The 17,039-nt window shown below is 62.4% G+C and carries 12 protein-coding genes; 5 read left to right on the top strand and 7 right to left on the bottom strand.

Annotated features, from left to right (window positions below):
• Positions 1-64 precede the first annotated feature (64 nt).
• From uvrA to LDN85_RS11030, 3 genes are all read right to left on the bottom strand, one after another.
• A complete protein-coding gene (gene uvrA / locus LDN85_RS11040) occupies positions 65-2,992 on the bottom strand; it encodes an excinuclease ABC subunit UvrA (protein ID WP_223943115.1) in 2,928 nt (975 codons plus the stop codon).
• Positions 2,993-3,057: 65 nt separating this feature from the next.
• Positions 3,058-3,438 (bottom strand): GntR family transcriptional regulator, encoded by a 381-nt coding sequence (locus LDN85_RS11035; protein WP_223943114.1) that lies wholly within the window; start codon positions 3,436-3,438, stop codon positions 3,058-3,060.
• Positions 3,439-3,649: 211 nt separating this feature from the next.
• Positions 3,650-4,429, bottom strand: a complete 780-nt coding sequence (locus tag LDN85_RS11030; protein WP_223943113.1) for a trans-aconitate 2-methyltransferase — start codon at positions 4,427-4,429, stop codon at positions 3,650-3,652.
• 70 nt (positions 4,430-4,499) lie between these two features.
• On the opposite strand from LDN85_RS11030, the gene LDN85_RS11025 reads away from it, so the two are divergent.
• Genes LDN85_RS11025 through LDN85_RS11010 form a run of 4 tightly spaced genes read left to right on the top strand, consistent with a single transcriptional unit; the run spans position 4,500 to position 10,327 of the window.
• A complete protein-coding gene (locus LDN85_RS11025) occupies positions 4,500-7,034 on the top strand; it encodes a DEAD/DEAH box helicase (protein WP_223943112.1) in 2,535 nt (844 codons plus the stop codon).
• A 10-nt stretch (positions 7,035-7,044) separates the two neighbouring features.
• Positions 7,045-8,415 (top strand): CoA transferase, encoded by a 1,371-nt coding sequence (locus tag LDN85_RS11020; protein WP_223943111.1) that lies wholly within the window; start codon positions 7,045-7,047, stop codon positions 8,413-8,415.
• Positions 8,416-8,463: 48 nt separating this feature from the next.
• Positions 8,464-8,976, top strand: a complete 513-nt coding sequence (locus tag LDN85_RS11015; RefSeq protein WP_026546765.1) for a GNAT family N-acetyltransferase — start codon at positions 8,464-8,466, stop codon at positions 8,974-8,976.
• A 40-nt stretch (positions 8,977-9,016) separates the two neighbouring features.
• Positions 9,017-10,327 (top strand): alpha/beta fold hydrolase, encoded by a 1,311-nt coding sequence (locus LDN85_RS11010; protein ID WP_223945459.1) that lies wholly within the window; start codon positions 9,017-9,019, stop codon positions 10,325-10,327.
• Here LDN85_RS11010 and LDN85_RS11005 read toward each other — a convergent pair.
• The 4 genes from LDN85_RS11005 to coaE all read right to left on the bottom strand — a co-directional run bounded on the left by LDN85_RS11005 (position 10,324) and on the right by coaE (position 16,264).
• Positions 10,324-11,670: an MFS transporter gene (locus tag LDN85_RS11005; protein ID WP_223943110.1), complete on the bottom strand. Its 1,347-nt coding sequence runs from the start codon at positions 11,668-11,670 to the stop codon at positions 10,324-10,326. The two genes, LDN85_RS11010 and LDN85_RS11005, sit on opposite strands and share 4 nt — an antisense overlap.
• A 29-nt stretch (positions 11,671-11,699) precedes the next feature.
• Positions 11,700-12,728, bottom strand: a complete 1,029-nt coding sequence (locus tag LDN85_RS11000) for a TerC family protein (RefSeq protein WP_026540608.1) — start codon at positions 12,726-12,728, stop codon at positions 11,700-11,702.
• Positions 12,729-12,896: 168 nt separating this feature from the next.
• Positions 12,897-14,996 (bottom strand): excinuclease ABC subunit UvrB, encoded by a 2,100-nt coding sequence (gene uvrB / locus LDN85_RS10995; protein ID WP_026540607.1) that lies wholly within the window; start codon positions 14,994-14,996, stop codon positions 12,897-12,899.
• Positions 14,997-15,025: 29 nt separating this feature from the next.
• On the bottom strand, positions 15,026-16,264 hold the full coding sequence (coaE, locus tag LDN85_RS10990) for a dephospho-CoA kinase (RefSeq protein WP_223943109.1): 1,239 nt from the start codon (positions 16,262-16,264) through the stop codon (positions 15,026-15,028).
• 22 nt (positions 16,265-16,286) lie between these two features.
• On the opposite strand from coaE, the gene LDN85_RS10985 reads away from it, so the two are divergent.
• The gene (locus LDN85_RS10985; protein WP_223943108.1) at positions 16,287-16,976 is read left to right on the top strand and encodes a YigZ family protein; all 690 of its coding nucleotides are present in this window, start codon (positions 16,287-16,289) and stop codon (positions 16,974-16,976) included.
• The last annotated feature ends 63 nt before the right edge of the window (positions 16,977-17,039 follow it).

Below are 17,039 nucleotides of genomic sequence, written 5' to 3'. Positions count from 1 at the left end.
TTAGTTTCTCACGAGTAGCGGCATGCCTGAAACTCGCATGCCGCTACCGGAATACTTCTGGCGGCTAACCGAGAATTTCGGCCAGGAATGTCGCCGTGTGGCTGTCCTTGGATTTCGCAACCTGTTCGGGCGTTCCAGTGGCCACAATCTTTCCGCCGCCGGAACCACCGTTGGGCCCAAGGTCCACAATCCAGTCGGCCGACTTGATGACGTCCAGGTTGTGCTCGATGGTAATCACCGTGTTGCCTTTGTCCACCAGGCCCTGGAGCACCATGAGCAGCTTCCTGATGTCCTCAAAATGCAAACCCGTGGTGGGTTCGTCAAGGACATAGATGCTGCGACCGTTCGAGCGCTTCTGCAATTCAGCAGCAAGCTTCACCCGCTGGGCCTCGCCACCGGAAAGCGTGGTGGCCGGCTGTCCCAAACGCACGTAGCCCAGTCCCACGTCCACCAAGGTCTTCAAATGGCGCGCAATCGGCGTGAAGGCCGCGAAGAACTCCGCACCCTCCTCAATGGGCATATTGAGGACATCGGCGATGGTCTTGCCCTTGTAATGGACTTCAAGGGTTTCCCGGTTATACCGGGCGCCATGGCAGACCTCACAAGGAACGTAGACGTCCGGAAGGAAGTTCATCTCGATCTTCAACGTGCCGTCGCCTGAACAGGCCTCGCAGCGACCGCCCTTGACATTGAACGAGAAGCGGCCGGGCTGATACCCGCGCACCTTGGCTTCGGTGGTCTCGGCGAAGAGCTTGCGGATGTTGTCAAACACCCCCGTGTACGTTGCCGGGTTGGAACGGGGCGTGCGGCCAATGGGACTTTGATCAACGTGGACCACCTTGTCCAGGTGTTCCAGTCCCGCCACGGTCCGGTGCCGCCCGGCCACTTGCTTGGCCCCGTTGAGCTTGTTGGCGAGGACCTTGTAGAGGATCTCGTTGACCAGCGTGGACTTGCCCGAACCGCTGACGCCGGTTACCGCTGTAAAGAGCCCCAGCGGGAAGGTGGCATCAACGTTGTCGAGGTTGTTCTCACGGGCACCAACAACTTTCAGCTCCCGCTTTTTGTCGTACTTCCGGCGCTTGGCGGGAACATCGATCTTCCGACGCCCCGAAAGGTAGTCACCCGTGAGGGAATCGGTGTTCTCCAGCAGTTCCTTGTAGGTGCCCGAATGCACCACCTGGCCTCCGTGCTCACCGGCACCCGGTCCAATGTCCACCACCCAGTCAGCCTCGTGGATGGTGTCTTCGTCGTGCTCCACCACAATGAGGGTGTTGCCGAGGTCCCGGAGACGGGTGAGTGTCTCGATGAGTCGTCGGTTGTCGCGCTGGTGAAGGCCGATGGAGGGCTCGTCAAGAACATAGAGGACACCCACCAGGCCTGAGCCGATCTGTGTTGCCAGCCGGATGCGCTGGGCCTCTCCACCGGACAAGGTTCCCGAGGGACGCTCGAGGTTGAGGTATTCCAGTCCCACATCCAGGAGGAAGGTCAGGCGGGCCTGGATCTCCTTCAGCACCTGGTTGGCGATCTGCGCTTCCCTGTTGGTGAGGGTCAAGCTGCCCAGGAACTCAGCGCACTCCCGCATGGGCAAAGCCGCAACTGCGGCAATGGACTTGCCATTGATCAGCACTGACAAGGACGCCGGGTTCAAGCGGGCACCGTTGCACTCAGGGCAGGGGATCTGGCGCATGTACTCTTCGTACCGATCACGGGCCCAATCGGAATCGGTTTCGCCGTGCTTGCGGTGGACGTACTGAATTGCACCCTCAAAGCCCGTGCTGTATTTGCGCTCACGGCCAAAGCGGTTCTTGTACTGGACAACAACTTTGTGGTCCTTGCCGTGCAATACGGTGTTCCGGACTTCCTTGGACAGCTTTTCCCAAGGAGTCTTCATGGAGAATCCGAGCTCGTGGGCCAAGCCCTCAAGCAGCCGGTTCCAGTATTCGGTAGTTGCCGTGCCAAGCGACCATGGGGCGATGGCGCCCTCGCCCAAGGACAGCTCAGGGTTGGGGACGATGAGTTCCTCGTCCACCTCCAGCTTGGTGCCGATGCCGCTGCACGCCGAGCAAGCACCGAAGGGGTTGTTGAAGGAGAAGGAGCGCGGCTCGATCTCGTCGATCGCCAAAGGGTGCTCGTTGGGGCACGCCAGATTTTCGGAGAAAGCGCGAATGCGGCCGGGATCCCCGACCTCGAGATCCACGAATTCAACAAGGACGCGGCCTTCAGCCAGGCCAAGAGCGGTTTCCACGGAGTCAGTGAGACGCTGGCTGATGTCGTCCTTGACCACCAAGCGGTCAACCACCACCTCAATGGTGTGCTTGAACTGCTTGCCCAGCTTGGGTGGATCGCTCAATTGAACGAGGTCGCCGTCCACGCGGGCACGCGAATACCCCTTGGCGGTCAACTCCTTGAAGAGATCAACGAACTCGCCCTTGCGTCCACGGACCACGGGAGCGAGGACCTGGAAGCGCGTGCCCGTCTCAAGCTCCAGGAGCTGGTCCACGATTTGCTGCGGCGTCTGCCGTGCGATGGGTTCCCCGCAAACAGGGCAGTGAGGGCGGCCCACGCGGGCCCAGAGCAACCGCATGTAGTCATAGATCTCCGTGATGGTGCCCACCGTGGAGCGCGGGTTCTTGCTGGTGGACTTCTGGTCGATGGAGACCGCGGGCGACAGGCCTTCGATGAAGTCGACATCAGGCTTGTCAACCTGGCCAAGGAACTGGCGGGCGTAGGCCGAGAGTGATTCGACGTAGCGTCGCTGCCCTTCGGCAAAGATGGTGTCAAAGGCCAGTGAGGACTTCCCGGAGCCTGAGAGCCCTGTGAAGACGATCATGGCATCACGGGGAAGGTCGAGGTCCACGTTGCGCAGATTGTGTTCCCGGGCGCCCTTGACCACGAGCCGCGAAAGGTCGGGCCTCGCGGGTTTGGTATCAGGAACGACGGGAACGCTGTTGGCGGATTCGATGGCGGTATCTTCAGCTAAGGCTTTGGGCACTCACCAATGCTAATCGAAAACTTCTTCGAATTTCCATGTCGTGCCTCACATGCTACTGATCGGTATCAATCAGCGTCGTATGCTGCGGCTAAAAGCTGGACGGCCTCAGCGAACGAAGCGTCCTGGGCTTTGGCAGCAGCGGCGTACTGCCCCGCTACCTCGGCCAGGGCTCCCCAGCGATCGTCCCGGGCGCAGACCACCGTGCCGTTACGGCCCCGCGTTGCCACGACGCCCGCGGCCTCGAGTTCTTTATAGGCCCGCGCCACGGTGTGCGGCGCGACATCCAGCACACCGGCCAGGTTGCGCACAGGTGGCAGCTTGGCCCCCACCGCAAGGACACCCGAGTCTGCAAGTTCAATGATCCGCAGCCGCAACTGTTCAAAGAGGGCGACGGCGCTGGTGGTGTTGGGGCGCCAGCTGCCGGGAAATTCGCCTGAGGGAGTCACGAGGAGCTCCGCCCGGGTGCCGGAAGGAGGCGGGGCATCTGTTCTTCGAAGCGTCCTTGGTCCATGCCGAGAATTAGACCAGCGACGACGACACTGGACAAGCCATGACGTAAGCCATGACTAAAGCTGCAACCGTATCCGCGCCGTGGCAGGCTGCCCAGGCAGTGGCCCGGGAAGATCGCACCCCTCCGGCGCGGGGCGTGCAACGCCATCACGGGTTCTTCCGTGCCACGGCAAAAATGCGCCGGAACGGATAGACGGTTCCGTGGCGTGTGGCTGGATAGGCCTCGCGCAGCATCGCGGCGTACTCCGTCTCGAAGACGGCGGCTTCTTCGCCGGATAATGCCGCCAGCACGGGCCGGAGCCCGGTCCCGCGGACCCACTCCAAGACCGGGTCTGCGCCGGGCAGCACTTGCTGGTAGGTGGTCTCCCAGGCGTCAGCCGAGCATCCGGCGTCGAGCATTCTTCCCAAGTAGTCCGCAGGGCTGCCTACGGCGCCCTCATGCCGGAGGACTCCGCCGAGCTTGTCTGCCCACCGGGGTGTTTCAGCCAGTTGCCGCATCAACGTGTGGGAGGGGGACGTGAAATTTCCCGGAACCTGCAAGGCAAACCATGCCCCTGGCTTCAACGCATCCAGCCAGCCGGCCAGCATGTCCATATGGCCCGGCACCCACTGCAAGGCTGCATTGGTGACAACCACATCCGTATCAGCTTCGGGTTGCCACTGGGCGATGTCGCCCTGCATGAATTCCAGGTTGTTGAACCGTTGCCTCACTTGGCGCGCTTTGCTGAGCATCTCCGCCGAAGAGTCGACGCCCACAACATGGGCGTCCGGCCAGCGTTCGGTGAGCGTGGCCGTCAGGTTCCCAGGCCCGCAGCCCAGGTCCACCACCCTCTGCGGCGCAGAGGACTGGACCCTCGCGACGAGGTCGTGGAACGGACGGTCCCGATGGTTTCCAAACTCCACATACTTGGACGGATCCCACTTCATCAAAGCCTCCTCGCATCTGCCACCTCTGCTGGGGCGAGCCTAAACCGTCCGGGCACTAAGCTGGAAACCAATGAAACTTCTTGAGCAGCTTCCCGGTTCCAGCGCAGACGGTCCCCTGGACCCGGACGAAATCTACACACGGTTCGTGGAGTGGACCGGGAGCCGCGGCCTGGAGCTGTACCCCGCCCAGGACGAAGCGATCATGGAGCTTGCCTCCGGAGCGAACGTCATCCTGGCCACCCCCACTGGTTCGGGAAAGTCGCTGGTTGCCATTGCAGCGCATTTCGAAGCAATGGCACGGGGCCAGCGGAGCTACTACACGGCCCCGATCAAGGCGCTGGTGTCCGAGAAGTTCTTCGCCCTCTGTGATATTTTCGGCGCGGAAAACGTGGGGATGATTACCGGTGATTCCGGTGTCAACCAAGACGCCCCCATCATCTGCTGCACCGCCGAAATCCTCGCCAACATCGCCCTGCGTGAAGGCTCGACGGCGGAGCTTGGCTCGGTGGTGATGGACGAGTTCCACTTTTACTCGGACCCGCAGCGCGGCTGGGCATGGCAGGTTCCCTTGCTGGAACTCCCCCAGGCGCAATTCCTCTTGATGTCCGCGACACTGGGCGACGTCACGCGTTTCGAAACCGGACTGACGGAGCTGACCGGCCGGCCCACCACCACGGTGAGCTCTGCGGAACGACCCATTCCGCTGCACTACTACTACCACCTGACACCGGTCCACGAGAGCCTGGAAGAACTGCTGTCCACTAAACAGGTCCCGGTGTACGTGGTTCATTTCAGCCAGGCCGAGGCCATTGAGCGGGCCCAGAACCTTATGAGCATCAACATGTGCAGCCGTGCTGAAAAGGACCGGATTGCTGAGCTCATTGCTGGTTTCCGGTTCGCCGCAGGCTTCGGAAAGACCCTCAACAGGCTGGTCCGCCACGGCATCGGGGTGCACCACGCAGGCATGCTCCCCAAATACCGGCGCTTGGTGGAACAACTGGCCCAGGCCGGGCTGCTGAAAGTCATCTGCGGTACGGACACCTTGGGAGTGGGCATCAACGTGCCCATCCGGACAGTGCTGTTGACTGCTTTGAGCAAGTACGACGGCGTACGCACCAGGTCGCTTAACTCACGTGAGTTCCACCAGATTGCCGGACGGGCCGGACGTGCCGGATACGACACCGCCGGAACAGTGGTGGTGCAGGCTCCTGAGCATGTGGTGGAAAACACGAAGGCCATGGCCAAGGCGACGGCAAAGTTTGGCGATGACCAGAAGAAATTGCGCCAGGTGGTGAAGAAGAAGCCTCCGGAGGGATTCGTTTCCTGGGGCGAGCCTACGTTCAAGCGGCTGGTGGAATCCGTTCCCGAGCCACTGACCTCCAGTTTCACGGTGACGCATGCGATGCTCCTGAACCTCATGGAACGCCCCGGTGATCCGTTCCAGGCAACCCGCCGATTGCTCAGCGAGAACCACGAGAACCGTCCGGCCCAGCTCAAGCTCATGAAGAAGGCCCTGGGCATTTACCGTGAGCTGCTGGCCGCGGGAGTGGTTGAACGTATCCCGGAGGAGGAGCAGGAAGCCGAGGGCCGTTCCGTGCGCCTCACGGTGCACCTCCAGGCGAATTTCGCCCTGAACCAGCCGCTCTCCCCCTTCGCCTTGGCCGCCTTGGAGTTGCTGGATCCCGAGTCGCCGTCCTACGCGCTGGAGGTGGTATCCGTCATCGAGTCAACGCTGGAAAAGCCCCGCCAGATCCTTTCAGCGCAGCAGAAGAAGGCGCGCGGCGAGGCGGTTGCAGCGATGAAAGCCGACGGAATTGAGTACGACCAGCGGATGGCCATGCTCGATGAAGTCACCTACCCCATGCCCTTGGCGGAGATTTTGGGCGAGGCCTTTGAGGTCTACCGCAAAGCTGCCCCGTGGGTTGGCGACTTCGAACTGGCTCCGAAATCGATCATCCGGGACATGTATGAACGTGCCATGAACTTTGGTGAGTTCGTGCAGTTCTATGGCTTGGCCCGCTCGGAGGGTATCGTCCTGCGTTACTTGGCGGACGGGTTCCGCGCACTGCGCCAGACGGTTCCCCAGGATTTGCTGCGTGATGACCTGGAAGACCTGATTGCCTGGCTGGGCGAACTGGTCCGCCAGGTCGATTCCAGCCTGCTGGATGAGTGGGAAGAGCTGACCTCGGGGCTCGCCCCCACACCCCATGACGCTCCCCCGCCACCGCCGCCGCTCCTGACCTCCAACATCCGTGCCTTCCGGGTGATGGTCCGGAACGAAATGTTCCGAAGGGTTGAGCTTTTCGCGGACGAGGACTCCGCGGCGTTGGGGGAACTCGACGGTGACGCAGGTTGGGAAGCCGGTCGCTGGGAAGAGGCCCTTGATGACTATTTCGACGAACACGACGACATTGGCACTGGCCCGGACGCCCGTGGACCAGGACTGCTCATCATCACCGAAGAACCGGGCACCTGGAAGGTCCGGCAAATCTTCGACGATCCCGCCGGGAACCATGATTGGGGAATCTCCGCCGAGGTGGACTTGGCGGCTTCTGACGAGACCGGTACCGCAGTGGTCCGGGTGACAAACGTCAACAGGCTGTAGGTTTGCCGCCGTGGAACCTGTTCCGGACCTGACCGCCAGCCTTCGGCACCTGGAATCCTTCAGCGCGGCAGAACCTGCTGCCGTTCCCGGTCCGCGCCGGTGGTGGGGCGGCAGCCTGGACGTCGAAGGGCTGGCTATGGGGTCGGTCCGGGCAGCAGCCGCGGCGCTTGAATCATTGACGGGTTCCCCCGGCCGGTACTCGATATCAGCACAGCTGACGGCCGCTTCGTTTGATTCATTGGGGTACCTCCGGATCTCGGGCCGGAAGGCCCAGGGATTTGTCCCGATGTCCGGATTCCGGCCCACCGGGGACGGCTGGATCCGCCTGCACGCCAACTACCCCCATCACGCGGAGCGTTTGATGAAGGCACTGAGGGCCGCTACGCCTGATGACCTGGACAGGGTCCTGCTTTCCATGTCGGCCCTGGAGGCAGAGGAGGCTGTCACCTCGGCGGAAGGTGTGGCTGCAGCCGTCCGCTCAAGGGCAGAGTGGAAAGCCACGGCCATGCACCCGGCGGCAAGCTTCGGTCCTTGGATCCGGTTCAGCCGTCCATCGGCGTCGGGCGAAAGTCCACGGCCGTCGTCGTGGATTCCCTCAAAGCAAGCAACGCGGCCTCTGGCCGGACTCAGAGTGCTGGACCTGACGCGCGTTATAGCCGGCCCCACGGCCACCCGTTTGCTGGGCGCCCTGGGTGCCGATGTCCTGCGGATCGATCCGCCCCACCTTCCTGAGCTCACGGATGCCTTTGTTGACTCCGGCTTTGATAAGCGCAGCGCCGTAGCTGACCTCAAAGATCCAGCGGTCCTGGACAGGGTCCGCGGCTTGCTCGCCACCGCCGACGTCGTGGTGACCGGCTACCGCCAGGGTGGGCTGGATGGGTTCGGTTTCAGCCCTGAGGGGATGCTGGCGGCCAGGCCCGCGCTCGTGGCAGTGACATTGAGCGCCTGGGGCACCACGGGACCGTGGAGCGGGCGGCGGGGCTTCGACAGTCTGGTCCAGGCCGCCTGCGGGATCGCGGAGCAGTCCGGAAGCGACGACGGCGGGTGGAGGCCAGGAGCGCTGCCTGTCCAAGCGCTGGATCACGCGACGGGATATGGAATCGTCGCCGCTGTGCTGGCTCTTCTGTCGGAACGCCTCCGCACCGGATTGGGAGGAGCTGCGCATCTTTCCCTGGCCCGCACCGCGGAGGAACTCTTCCGTCTGCCGCCGCCCGGCTCCGAAATCCCTGCCCGTTCACTTGCCGTCCCTGACCTGCACGTGGCGGAAAGCCCCTATGGTCCGCTGCACTTTGCAGGACCGCCCTTGACCGTTGACGGCGTGCCACTTCAGTACAGGAGAACTCCGGTGCAGTACGGAACTTCGGCGCTGGCCTGGCAGTAGCTGAAACCTTGCAGCGGCCGGCAGGGCTCCCCTAGTAAGCTCAAAGCCATGAGTGAAATCCGCCCAGCCACTGTTGACGACGTCCCTGCCATCCTCCGGATGATCCATGACCTTGCGATCTACGAGAAGGAACCGGATGCCGTCAAGAACACCCCGGCCATGCTCACCGAAGTTCTCTTCGGCGAGAACCCCCGCGTTTTTGCCACCATCGCAGAAAACAGCGCCGGTACAGTCCAGGGCTTCGCCCTCTGGTTCCTGAACTATTCCACCTGGGAAGGCGTTCACGGCATCTACCTCGAAGACCTCTACGTGGTTCCCGACGCCCGTGGCGAGGGCCACGGCAAGGCATTGCTGCAGTATCTGGCGGCCACCGCCGTCGAACGTGGCTATGCCCGCGTGGAATGGAGTGTCCTTGACTGGAACGAACCCTCCATTAACTTCTACAAGAACCTGGGCGCTTTCCCGATGGATGAATGGTCCACCTTCCGACTGACCGGGGAGGCACTCGAGGCCTTCGGCACGAAAACCGGCCAGGCCGACGGGGCACTTGCCCGTGGCTGAGCAGATCGACGTCAGGCAGGCGCACGGGCAGGCTGTCGGGATGCACAGGGTTTCCGCCCGTCATGAGTTCCGTGGCCTGCGGACCACCGAGCATTACTTCACTGTTCCCCTGGTGCACGTACCCGGGGAACCGGCCAACGCGGGCGAGACCATCACAGTCTTTGCCAGGGAGTACTCATCCACCGGGCACACGGCTGAGGAAGCCGAAAAATTGCCGTGGTTGCTGTTTCTTCAAGGAGGTCCGGGCGGCCGTGGCAACAGGGTCACCTCGTTGTCGGGCTGGATGAAGGCGGCCGCGAAGGACTTCCGGATCCTGATGCTCGACCAACGGGGCACGGGATTGTCCACGCCCGTCGAACACAAGTCACTTGAACTCCGTGGCGACGCCGCGGCGCAAGCCGAATATTTGACGCACTTCCGCGCCGATTCGATCATCGCTGACTGCGAACTGATCAGGGGCGTACTGGGCTCCGGCCCGTGGTCAGTACTGGGCCAGAGTTTTGGTGGATTCTGCGCGCTGACCTACTTGTCTTTCGCTCCGGAGGGGCTTCGCGAGGTCCTCATCACGGGCGGCCTGGCTCCCCTGCACGGTCCTGCGGACCGGGTGTACCAGGCCACGTTCGGCCGTGTTGCTGCGCGCAATGCCGAGTACTTCTCCTGGTACCCGGAAGACCGGGACAGGGTCACCCGGATCGCCCGGCACCTGGACAGCCAGGACGAGTTCCTCTCCAGCGGCGAAAAGCTCACGGCCGCCCGGTTCCAGATGGTCGGGTCATTCCTCGGCGGCAACACCCGCGTGGATGCCCTCCACTACCTCCTGGAGGACGCCTTCATAGACACTCCGTCCGGGCCACGCCTGTCCGAAGCATTCCTTGAACAAGTGCGCGGCCTCGTCAGCCGCGCCGCCAATCCGCTCTACGCCGTACTGCATGAGTCCATCTACGCGCAGGGCCAGGCCACCAACTGGGCCGCGTGGCGGGTGCTGGAGGACCATCCGGGCTTCAAGCCCGACGCCACTGAGCCGTTGCTCACCGGTGAAATGGTCTACCCGTGGTATTTCGACCAGGATCCTGCCTTGGTGCCGCTGCGGGAAGTGGCCGAACAGTTGGCCGCCAAGATGGACTGGAAGCCCTTGTACGACCCCGAGCGGCTGGCTGCAAACACTGTGCCCGTGGCGGCCGCTGTGTACAAGGATGACATTTACGTCGACCACGATCTGTCGCTTGAAACGGCAGCTGCAGTCCGCGGACTCCAACCGTGGGTTACCGCGGACTTCCATCACGACGGCATCGGCGAAGACGGCGAGGGAATCTTTGCCCGTCTCCTGGGGATGGTCCGGGCTGTCCGCTAGGCCGACGGCTGAATGTCCGGCCCGGCTGAAGCCGGTGTCTTCCGTGCGGTCATAACCAGCGTCAAGGCAAGCACCAGTGCCGCCAGGATGCTGGAAGCCAGGTTCAACCCCTGGTAGCCGATCCACGCGAGCAGTAGACCGGAGGTGGCGCCGCCGATTGCGCCGGCGCCACCCATGAGGGTGTCCGAGACACCCTGGACGGTCACGCGGGAATCGGGAGCCACGCTTTCAGCCAGCAATGTTGAACCCGCGATGGTTGCCGCAGACCAGCCCAGGCCAAGCAGGACGAGCCCGGCAGTGACGAGTCCGGGCTCGTCCTGGCCAAACCCGGCAATGAACACAGCAACCAGCAGCAAACCATGGCCCATGGCGATGGTCTGCAGGCGGCCGGCTTTGTCGGTCAGCCAGCCCCACAGGGGCGAGAGGGCGAACATCCCCGCGATGTGGAGCGAAATCGTGAGCCCGATGACCACCAAGGCATCGGCGCTCCCGGTTGCTCCGCCATGGTGGCCCGCGTGGGAACCGCCCACCAGCTGCTGAAGATGCAGCGGTGTCATGGACATGACGGCCACCATGACCCCGTGCGCCGCCACTACGGCCGCTAGAGACAGCATTGCCAACGGAGATTGCCGCACGGCCCGCAGGCCCGAACGGATGTTACCCCTCACGGCAGGACCTTCCTTGCCGGTGTTGCCGGCTGCCTGGGCTGCCAGCTTCCGGGACAACAACAGCGGGTCAGGGCGCAGTCCCGCGAACAGCAAGATGGAAGCCAGGAGCAGGCCGGCGGCTGAAAACAGGAACGGACCGGCAATCGGCGGCAGGCCAAGGGCCGCCCCAACCACTGCCCCGGGCTGGATCAGGTTGGGCCCGGCGACAGCGCCGATGGTGATGGCCCAGACCACAGTGGACAGCGACCGCCCACGGTGCTCGGGTTCAGCGAGGTCGACGGCTGCGAATCTCGCCTGCAGGTTCGCGGCCGTGCCGAGGCCCAGGAACGCTGCACCCAGCAGAAGCAACAAGAAGGACTGGGCCACCACGGAAGCAATGATCAGCAGCGCCCCCATCATCGCCGCCATCAATCCGGTCACCAGGCCTGTGCGGCGTCCGCGGGTTTCCGCCAGCCGCGCAAGGGGCAAAGCCGCGATCGCAGCAGCCAACGTCAGCACTGTGGTGATGGAACCCGCCCACGCTTCTGAACCTGACAGGTCAACTGCCAGCAGGGAACCGATGGAAAGCGTGGCTCCGTTGCCGACCCCACTTAGCAGCTGTGCAGAACTGAGCAGAAAAACAGTACGGCGCTGGACCCTTTGTGGGTCCAGCGCCGTAGTTGAAGTGGTAGTCACTTCACGAGACTACAACTTTCCGGGGAGAGTTAGTCTGCCTCGCTCATGCTCTTTTTGGCATCCTCTTCCAGCCGGGCATCCAACTTGGCCTGCCGTGCCTGGGGGCTCAGGAGGCTGGCCACAACGGCAACGATGATGGTGCCCACAATGACCGCCAGAGAGACGTAGGTGGGAATCTCGGGAGCCCACTCGATGTGGTGGCCACCGTTGATGAACGGAAGCTCGTTGACGTGCATGGCGTGCAGGACCAGCTTGACGCCGATGAAGGCCAGGATCACGGACAGGGCGTGCTTCAGGTAGACCAGGCGTGTCATGAGTCCACCGAGGAGGAAGTACAGCTGGCGCAGGCCCATGAGCGCGAAGATGTTCGCTGTGAAGACGATAAATGCACTCTGGGTCAGGCCGAAGATCGCGGGGATGGAGTCCACTGCGAACAGGAGGTCAGTCAGGCCGATGGTCACGAAGACGATCAGCATGGGGGTGAAGACCTTCTTGCCGTCAACCACGGTGCGCAACTTGCCGCCGTCGAACTTCTCGGACATCGGAAGGACCTTGCGAAGGCGGGCGATCAGGGGGTTCTCAGCGCCCTCTTCTTCGTCTTCGCCGGAATCCTTGGCTTGCTTCCAGGCGGTCCACAGAAGGAAAGCGCCAAAGATGTAGAAGACCCAGCTGAACTGTTCGATGACCACAGCGCCGAGGGCGATAAAGATACCGCGAAGGATCAGGGCGATGATGATGCCCACCATAAGCACTTCCTGCTGGTACTTACGGGGCACCGAGAAGCGGGCCATGATGATGATGAAGACAAAGAGGTTGTCGATGCTCAGGCTGTACTCAGTGACCCAGCCGGCGACGAATTGTCCGCCGTACTCCGGGCCGGCAAAGAAGAACATGGCCACGGCGAACAGCAGGGCCAGGCCGACGTAGAAGCCGACCCACAGGCCGGCTTCCTTCATGGAAGGTTCGTGGGGACGCTTGACGACCAACAGGAGGTCAATCAGCAAAATGATTCCGAGAACGACAAAGGAGCCGATCTCAAACCAGACGGGAAGCTGCATTAAAGGTGCCTTTCGCAGGGTACGGGAAAGCGGTGTAAGTCTCTCCGGCCTGCCAGGGTGCGGTGAATGCAGAAATTGGCGGCCCGCTAGGTCCGGCGAGGCATCTGTGCCTTGCGTGCTGACGGACATAGCGCTTGGGATACTCCCCTACGTGACCACAACTTTACCTTAGGCGTGCCCTGCGGACTGCATCTGGCGTAATTCGCGCTTCAACTCCTTGACTTCGTCACGGATGCGGGCCGCCACTTCGAACTGCAATTCAGCTGCCGCCCCGTGCATTTGTTCTGTCAGTTGCTCAATAAGTCCCACCAGGTCCTCCGCGGGAGCCGCGGCCAGGCCGTCCTGTCGAACAGTGGCAGCACCCTTGGCAGCGGACTTGCCGCGTTTGCCGCCCTTGGCCAGCCGGTTGTTGTTGAGCAGCTCCTGGGTGTCTGCGTCTTCCTTGGCCAGCTGGTCCGTAATGTCGGCGATCTTCTTGCGCAGTGGCTGGGGATCAATGCCGTGGTCTGTGTTGTATTGCACCTGGATGGCACGGCGCCTGTTGGTTTCTTCAATGGCATGGGCCATCGAGTCGGTAATCCGGTCAGCGTACATGTGGACCTGGCCGGAGACGTTACGTGCTGCGCGGCCAATGGTCTGGATCAGGGACGTGGAGGACCGCAGGAAGCCTTCCTTGTCGGCGTCGAGGATACTGACGAGGGAAACCTCAGGGAGGTCCAGGCCTTCACGGAGAAGGTTGATACCAACCAGGACATCAAAGACACCCATTCTCAGTTCACGGAGCAACTCCACGCGCCGGAGGGTGTCGACATCGGAGTGGAGGTACTCCACCTTGACGCCGTGGCCCACCAGGTAGTCGGTGAGGTCTTCGGCCATGCGCTTGGTCAGGGTGGTCACCAGGACGCGCTCATTCTTTTCCGTGCGCGTCCTGATCTCGCCCAGGAGGTCGTCAATCTGGCCTTTGGTGGGCTTGACCACCACTTCGGGGTCGATCAGGCCGGTGGGGCGGATGATCTGCTGCACGTAGCCATCGGCCTTGCCCAGCTCGTATTTACCCGGTGTTGCCGAGAGGTAGACGGTTTGGCCGATGCGTTCCAGGAACTCATCCCACTTCAGCGGCCGGTTGTCCATCGCCGACGGTAGGCGGAAGCCAAAGTCCACGAGATTCCGCTTGCGGGACATATCGCCTTCGTACATCGCGCCGATTTGCGGGATGGTGACATGCGATTCATCGACTACCAGCAGGAAATCGTCCGGGAAGTAGTCAATCAGGCAGTGCGGTGCTGTCCCGGGGTTCCGCCCGTCGATGTGGACGGAGTAGTTCTCGATGCCGTTGCAGAAGCCCATCTGCTGCATCATTTCGAGATCGTAGGTGGTCCGCATCCGCAGGCGCTGCGCCTCCACCAATTTGTTCTGGCTTTCCAGCACCTTCAAGCGGTCTGCCAGTTCGTCTTCAATGCGCTTGATGGCACGGGCCATGCGCTCGGGACCGGCAACGTAGTGCGACGCCGGGAAAACGTACATTTCCTCTTCGTCACGGAGGACTTCGCCGGTGAGGGGGTGGAGGGTCTGGATGTTCTCGATTTCATCACCGAAGAATTCGATCCTGATGGCCAGTTCCTCATACATGGGAATGATCTCCACGGTGTCGCCGCGGACCCGGAACGTTCCCCGGTGGAAGTCCATGTCGTTGCGGGCGTACTGCATGGAGACGAACTTCCGCAGGAGGTGGTCGCGGTTCATCTCCGCGCCCTTGCGGAGCGTCACCATGCCGGCAATGTACTCTTCCGGCGTACCCAAGCCGTAAATGCAGGAGACCGTGGCCACCACAATGACGTCGCGGCGGGTCAACAACGCGTTGGTGGCTGAGTGCCGGAGCCGCTCGACTTCCTCGTTGATGGAGGAATCCTTCTCAATGAAGGTATCTGTCTGCGCTACGTATGCCTCTGGCTGGTAGTAGTCGTAGTACGAGACGAAGTACTCCACCGCATTGTTGGGCAGAAGCTCACGGAATTCGTTGGCAAGCTGCGCGGCAAGGGTCTTGTTCTGAACCATCACCAGGGTGGGTCGCTGGACCTGCTCGATCAGCCACGCAGTGGTGGCGCTCTTACCCGTACCAGTGGCACCGAGGAGGACGACGTCCTTTTCCCCGTTGTTGATCCGTTCAGTCAGCTCTGCAATGGCAGTAGGCTGATCGCCGGCAGGCTTGAACTCGCTGATGACTTCGAACGGCGCGACGACACGATTGATCTCCTGGGCAAGGCTCATACATCAAATCTACCCCCGGTCCCGGTCAGCTACTGTCCGCGTTTGCCGTCAGCAGAAGACTGGTACGACGGCGGCTGCCACCCCGTGCGGGCGGCCCACTGATCCATGAGCGGCCAGGCCACTTGGGTGAACCACGGCTCCTTGGCCTCGGCATAGCCCTCAGTGTGCCCATCCCCCGCATGTGCTTCCGCAATTTCGAGTTTATGCGCCTCATACATTGCCAGGGCGGTGGGCTCGGACCTCAGCCAGTCGCGGAAAAGCAAGGCATAACGCCATCCGGCTGAGCCGGCCACCCGTACATGCAGGTTTACTGGCCGGCCCGGATCAGCGTTGGCGTGGAAACGCTTCTGCCACTCCGCGGGATCGGGGTTTCCGGGCTTGGGAGTGTCCTGGTTGACTCCCGGCACCGACGGAAAGCCGGCCGTCGCCAGCTGGGCCGCTATGTCATCGGCTGTTTCGAGGTCAGCCACAGCAACCTGAAGGTCAATCACATCCTTGGCCGCAAGCCCGGGCACGGAAGTGGAACCGACATGGTCCACGGCCAGGATCCGTGCAGGAGCGGCCGCTGCGATACGGGCTGCGAGTACCCCGGCCTGGCGGGTCCAGTCCGGATTGGCTGGCGACAGGACTGGCCCGGTATGCCGTCCTGCCCGTTGACCCTGACCCAGATTTTCGGCAAAGGGCACCAACCTGCCCGTCCACAAAGCGTCAACCTGGGCAAGCAGTTCTTCGCGGTCGCCGGCATTGGCCAAAACAACGTCTGCGGCGGCGTTACGTTCAGAAGTGGTAGCTTGGGCAGCCATGCGCGCCTGTGCATCCTCGGTGGTCATTGCCCGGAAATCCACCATGCGCTGCAGACGCACCTCTTCGGGTGCGTCCACCACCACCACCAAGTGGAAGTTGCTGCCTTGGCCAGTCTCCACAAGCAGCGGAATATCCTGCACCACGATGTCGGTGGGACCGGCGCCGGCCATCATGGCTGCTGCTTTTTCCCGCACCAACGGATGGACAATGCTGTTTAGGACCTCCCGTTGTGCCGGGTCCTGGAACACGACGGACCCGAGCTTTGGTCGGTCGAGCCGGCCTTCGGCGTCGAGAATGTCAGAGCCGAAGGCAGCTGTGATGCGGTCCAAGCCGGCTGTGCCGGGTTCAACCACCTGCCTGGCGATGAGGTCTGCATCAATGAGCAGTGCACCCAATTTCTGCAACCTGGCAGCAACCAATGATTTACCCGAGGCAATGCCGCCCGTCAGTCCGATCTTCAACACCCCTCAACACTAGACTGAAGCGGTGGAAATTGAGGATCAGAGCCGGGCAACAACGTACACAACCCTGGCTGCCGGCGAGGATTTCCGCCACGAGCTTGAGATCCGTCGTTCGCGGTTCATTACCGTTCTCCGCCGATCCCCCGATGAAGGCACTGCCCGCGCGCTTGTGGCCGATCTGAGGCGCGAATTCCATGATGCGCGGCACCATTGCTCCGCGTTCGTCATTGGCCCGGATCGGGAGGTCCAGCGTTCCAACGACGACGGCGAACCCTCCGGCACTGCGGGCATCCCCATGTTGGAGGCTCTCATCAAGCGTGAGACAGCGCCAGGGGTGACGGACCTCAGCGACGTAAGTGTCGTCGTCGTGCGTTATTTCGGGGGTATCCTGCTGGGCGCCGGCGGCTTGGTCCGCGCATATTCTGAATCGGTCTCTGCTGCGCTGGATCCGGCTCCGCTGGTTCGGCGCCAAAGGCTGCGTTTGTGCGCCGTCGACGTTCTCCATGAAGAGGCCGGTCGGCTGGAAAACGAACTTCGCAGTTCCGGGTATGTCATGGCCGGTTCGTCCTATGGACCCCGGCACACAACCCTCAACGTTGCCCTGGCAGATGATGCGGCAACCATCTCCGACGCCCGTTCCAAGCTGGCGTCCCTGACCGCCGGCCGGGCAGAACTCAAACCCCTCGGCACGGAATGGATCGACGTACCGCGCTGATCAATCTGTTTGCGGCCTAAGACAGAAGGACCCCTGCCCGGAGGCAGGGGTCCTTCTTTGGCT

It is taken from the genome of Arthrobacter sp. StoSoilB20 (assembly GCF_019977295.1).
Classification (GTDB): Bacteria; Actinomycetota; Actinomycetes; order Actinomycetales; family Micrococcaceae; genus Arthrobacter; species Arthrobacter nicotinovorans_A.
The sequence above is the reverse complement of the archived record's forward strand: the minus strand, read 5'-3'. Positions and strand labels throughout refer to the sequence as shown.